The organism is Anaerosporobacter sp. (assembly GCF_965301125.1).
On the sequence record NZ_CBDLAM010000199.1, the window covers coordinates 1 to 5,482 of the forward strand.

Here is a 5,482-nt window from a genome sequence, read left to right on the forward strand (position 1 = left end):
TGTAAATTCATCGTATTATTCATATAGAATTATATGTTAAATAGAGGGTAATTCTCGCAAATTAATATGAAATTAAGTAAGCGTTCTCTCAAGCACACATTAAAAAAAACGTCAACGCCAGTATAATAAATTTACTGGTGTTGTGACGTCTTTAAGTTTCTACATTTCTCTGGTAACTTTTCTGACCACGGAAGCAAATCATATACCTACAACATATGGTTCATCTGAATCAGCTCGAAGACATATTCGAGATAATACAAAGATTTTAGGTTGTTTGCAATTGCTTTCTGTATAACATATAAAATGATTCAGACCGTAGTTCTATTAAAGTTCCCTTTCTATCAAAATCATTTCAAATTAGTTATGTAATCTAAATAATGTAGCAAATAACCAATAATAATACAAACAGTTTTTTCTCCATACATCAAGCCGCTTTTTCCGAACAAAAAATTCGTCTTCATCTATAGCTGCTACGTATGATAATCGATTACTTAAATTCCCTTCATATATAACATTCTTAGATAGCATCGTTTCTAATTTATTAATGGTGATAGTATTGTCTAACTCTAATAACTCTAACATAAAGCTAATACACGTATGGGTATTCGGAAGCTTAACCTGTTTCTTCAATGGGTAAGTTAAAACAGACAAAATATTATACCTTGTCTTAGTTTTTCCATAGTAATCAAGCTTTTCCTTGATCCTCTCATAATGTTCATCATCTACATCATACTGGCATATCTTTATCGCGATATCTTTTCCCTGGCATAAATAACGATTCGAATACTCTGGACCAAACCCTCCAAGAAGGGATTCGTAATAATTATATCTAGCAAATGAATAAACCTCAGATATATATGGTTCATGTGAAAATGCTACATGATTATATTTTCCTCTCGTGAAAAACCGAATTAATTTTCCTGATTTGAAATTTGACGCAATAAACACAATATAAATTTTTTTCATCTTCATCGTACCTTACATAATTTTCATTAGAACTCCATAATAATGCAAAAACATAAAATTTTCAATACTTTACTCTAATTTTTATTTTATTTCTAAAGGTAAGATAAAGTGAAGTACTGTAAGTAACTCATTCCGACCTCCTTTCAACAAAAATGGACTGATACGGAGAAATTCTCACATATCAGTCCTAACCATATAGTGTTTTCTTTTCACAATCGAATCTACATATTAAAATTCCATCTTATGTGAGATATTTTCACATTTATTTGAACGAATTGTTTTCCAAATCGTAGGAACTCCTCCCACCAGTGAAAATAGATAAAGTAAGAGTAGATTTTCTATAAAAGCTGACATTTCAACAACAGAACTGTCCCCTGCCGCTTGAAAAGCAGTAGCTATATCCACCTCATAAAATGACATAATACTAACGGCCCAGTCTAACCGACATCCCATGTAAATCATAATGAATATCATAAAGCAGGAAACAACAATTCCAATACCACCAAGTCTTCCAGCCAGACGCTCATAGCCTTTTAATGTACAAATTGCCATAACAAATCCAGAAATAGCAGCAACATATCCTAATTGTCCAAAAATGATGATAGCAATCACTCCCGCTATAGAGCCTATTAATGCACCAACAATCCCAGCTGCTACATTCTCTCTCTGCTTCTTTTCTGTTTCTTGTATTTCTGCAGAATATGTATGTGCATTAAAACAGCTGGAACATGTTATTACTTCTGTCCCATTTAGAATATATGTATTGATATCTTCTTTTCCCCCACAAGCTTCACAACAGTTTTCATAACCTCTTAACTGCAAATATTCTATAACTACATTCATTGCTGTTACAATTTTTTCTATGCATTTCGCTTTTGTGCGTCCCGGAGTAATAATAAATGAAACGCTATATTGAGATACATTACAAGCACCCAGAACACTTTGCTCCTTAGTAAATTGAATAAATTCATTTTTCTCTGGAGCGTTTCCATTACAGGACACTGAAAAGCTCAGCAAAGATTTATACGAATTATCAGTCGTTCTTAGACAAATATCATATCCTAGTTTTCTTCCAAAAAGTATTCCTGTACCTTTATCAACCTGTAGCCCGGTTTTTAATGCCAGCTCTTCTAATCTCTTGCTTGACAATTTGCTTATCAACATTCTAAATCCTCCCAAATCGACAATAATGATCTATAAAGTTAGACAATAATTAAACGTGTTATTAATAGTTTGTAATTTCACTTAACAATCCTCTATATTCACTAAATAGACCTTTTTTTTAAAAAATTGTATATTTTTATGAAACAATTCTAATTCATTCATCACTATTCGTCAAGTATCTTTTTCTTCTTCCAAAGTTTATATGACTGACAAAATAAATAAAGCTCACTAAGACAGAAATCAGCTGATATCTTGGTTATTGTTTTAACCTTGATATCAGCTCTGTATTACCATTATTTCCTTTTTTCTTGAATCTCCTTAGTTATTTTTACATCTTCAATTAGTATATGATTAAATACCCATGACTGCATCATCTCTTTTATCTTCTTTAACTCTTGAAGTGGATTTTTCCCTAAAGCAGGACAATATATATTCATAATATACTCTTTTAACTTCAAATGTTTATTTACATGATTCTCATAATCAGAATAATCATATTGACGCATTATAGCTTCTTCTGAATAAAAATGGTAAGAAACATACTCTCTTAGTTCGCACACAATACTTAAAAGCTCATGCACTTGAACCCCAATACATTCTCTAACAATTAACTGTTCAATATTCCTTCCTATTTGAAAGATCTCTTTATGCTGTTGATCAATTAATTCATCTCCTGTTTCCAATTCCTTAGACCAATCAAATGTAAAATCAAACATTACCTACCTCCAAAAATGTATCTATGTACTTTCTATATTTTTAATTCAAAATAATCTATTAAACCTTTGAGATTTTCGGCTTGTGCTGATAACTCTTCGCTTATTGCCGCACTCTCTTGTGATGCAGAAGAATTAGATTCCACTATTGCTGTTATCTGCTTAGTACCCTTCACTAATTCTTCAACAACATCTCTTTGATGATTATTATCTTCTAATAACTCAGAGGTTATTTGCATTGTATTTCCTACAGAGATTGTAATTTCTTCTAACGCTTCTGCAGTATGATTTACCATCTCTTGCCCTCTCTCTATATTTTCAAGACTTATCTGAATTATATCCTCTATCTCTTTTACAGTTTTCGAACTTCTATTTGCTAATTCTCTTATTTCATTTGCTACTACAGCAAAACCTCTACCAGCCTCTCCAGCTCGTGCAGATTCAATTGAGGCATTTAATGCAAGTAAATTTGTCTGACTCGCTATATCATCTATCGCTTTTAATACTTTCGAAATTTCTTGGCTTGATGTACTAATATCATTCATCGAAACCAGCATTTCTTCCATAACCGTCATTCCTTTATCTGCCTTCTCTTTAGCCTCACTTGAAATTTTGCTTGTCTTATTAACTTTTTCCACAGTAGCATTTATTGTTTCTGCAATCTCTTCTGTGGATGAGATAAATTCTTCTATTATACTAGCCTGTTCCGTAGCTCCCTGCGCTAAACTTGTAGCTCCATGAGCTATTTCCTCAGCCCCATTACTTACCTCTCCAGCTGAAGTACTGATGTTTATCATTGTACTATTTATCTTATCTATTATATGTATTAAAGCTTCTTTAATCGGAAGAAAATCTCCAATATAATCTTGCTGTGGTACTACAGTTAGCTTACCCTGTGAGAATTGATATAACACCTCTTTTATATCTTCAATATAATTTATACTTGTTTTATAAAAAGAACTTATTCCTTCTACTAAGACATCTAGTTCATAACTACTTTTAGATATATAACTCATGTCGCTCCGTAAATCACCATCCGAAATTTTCTCTAGCTGTTCTACTATATCTTCAATAGGGGAGATAAACTTCTTGACAAAACGTGAAACAACTATAGTACAAATTCCTAACCATAAAATTATCCTTATTATACATTTAACAACTAGGTAGATTACTTCGTTTATCATATGTTTAATCGGATAGTTGACAATTAAATTCAACGAGGTATCTGGTATGGATTTTAGTTGGCTATACACGTAGTCTCCACTTTCAGATTTAATAATCTCTATACTGTTTTCTTGATGTTGTATAACTTTACTATAATCACCCACATTACCAATGTTTAATATGTTTCCTACTGTAGGTTCATACTCATCTTTAGGATGCGTTACTATCTCACCATTCTCTGTAATAAGTATTGCATATCCCCCTTCTTCGTCTTGAAGACCTTGAATTACATGTTGCAGCGCTTCAACAGTTACATCCATCCCTATAACTGCTTCTACTATACCCTTCTTTGTGATCTTCTTTGAAAGACTTACAACCATTTTACCTGACTGAACATCTAGATATGGTTCACTAATATAGACATCTTCTGACTCACTCCCACCTATATACCATGGTCTTTCTAGCACGTTAAACTCCTTATCTGGAACCCAACCAGTAGAATCAACATACTCACCATTACTCTTACCCATATAAATCGCCATAACATTTTCTATTATTGTACTTTGCTCTATTAAATAAGATTGTAATTGATCAAGATTATTTACTAAATTCACTATCTCAACTTCCGAGGCTAACATACTTACCAAAAGCTTTTTCTCATCAATCCACCTTGCTATTTTTTCAGTTCCAAGTTCAGCATTTATTTCTATGTACTGTTTTGCTTCCTCATTGGCATTCGTATAAGCTTCACTCATTTGCATAATACTCATTGTTATTATTATAGCTACCAATAATGTACCAAAAATACAATAAATATGTTTTTTTAATCTCCATTTTTCTTTCATCTTCAGTCAAAACCTCATTTCTTTTTACTCCTAAAGTTTAACGGCATGTCAAAGTCTTTTATAATCTTGACAATTGATTATTCACATTTTATAATATGACAAAAATCATTACAATAATGTCACTTTATTTGTCACCTCTTAAACAAAGTGACAAAGTGGTGACTGACAGGGAGAGCTTTTATATGCATCTTATTGGCTTTGGATTTCTTATTGATTGCTTACAGATAAGAGCTCAAGAGCTTGCGAATTATATTAATGTTGACAAATCATTAATTAGTAAATGGAAATGTGGCGTAAGGAAAATTGATACTAATTCAAACTATTTCAACAAAATAATAGACTACTTAATTATTAAAAACTCTGAATCTGCAACTAAAGTATTAGAAAATCTTTTTGATTTTGATGAGGACGTATCGAACGATATTTTACAAGAAAGACTTAAAAGATTTATAGTAAATAATGAGTCTCCTAATAATTATAATAACTATATTGATCATTCTCATTCATATATTGCTTCCGTACCGATTTATAATGGTAGTAAAGCTAAAAGAATTGCAATATTAAAAATGCTAGATTTAGCACTAATGGAACCAGCAGGTCGATTGATATTTGTATATGATGGTGTACTAG

The 5,482-nt window shown here is 31.7% G+C and carries 5 protein-coding genes; 1 reads left to right on the top strand and 4 read right to left on the bottom strand.

Going from position 1 to position 5,482, the window contains the following annotated elements:
• Nucleotides 1-357: 357 nt before the first annotated feature.
• From ACW2QF_RS16525 to ACW2QF_RS16540, 4 genes are all read right to left on the bottom strand, one after another.
• Nucleotides 358-966 carry a hypothetical protein gene (locus tag ACW2QF_RS16525; protein ID WP_455717112.1) on the bottom strand — a complete coding sequence of 203 codons (609 nt, stop codon included), beginning with the start codon at nt 964-966 and terminating at the stop codon, nt 358-360.
• Nucleotides 967-1,194: 228 nt separating this feature from the next.
• Nucleotides 1,195-2,130, bottom strand: coding sequence for a hypothetical protein (locus tag ACW2QF_RS16530; protein ID WP_455717113.1), 936 nt, complete (start codon nt 2,128-2,130; stop codon nt 1,195-1,197).
• 293 nt (nt 2,131-2,423) lie between these two features.
• On the bottom strand, nt 2,424-2,846 hold the full coding sequence (locus tag ACW2QF_RS16535; protein WP_455717114.1) for a bacteriohemerythrin: 423 nt from the start codon (nt 2,844-2,846) through the stop codon (nt 2,424-2,426).
• Nucleotides 2,847-2,878: 32 nt separating this feature from the next.
• Nucleotides 2,879-4,852: a methyl-accepting chemotaxis protein gene (locus ACW2QF_RS16540; RefSeq protein WP_455717115.1), complete on the bottom strand. Its 1,974-nt coding sequence runs from the start codon at nt 4,850-4,852 to the stop codon at nt 2,879-2,881.
• 182 nt (nt 4,853-5,034) lie between these two features.
• On the opposite strand from ACW2QF_RS16540, the gene ACW2QF_RS16545 reads away from it, so the two are divergent.
• A partial coding sequence (locus ACW2QF_RS16545) for a hypothetical protein (protein WP_455717116.1) occupies nt 5,035-5,482 on the top strand: 448 nt, incomplete at its 3' end.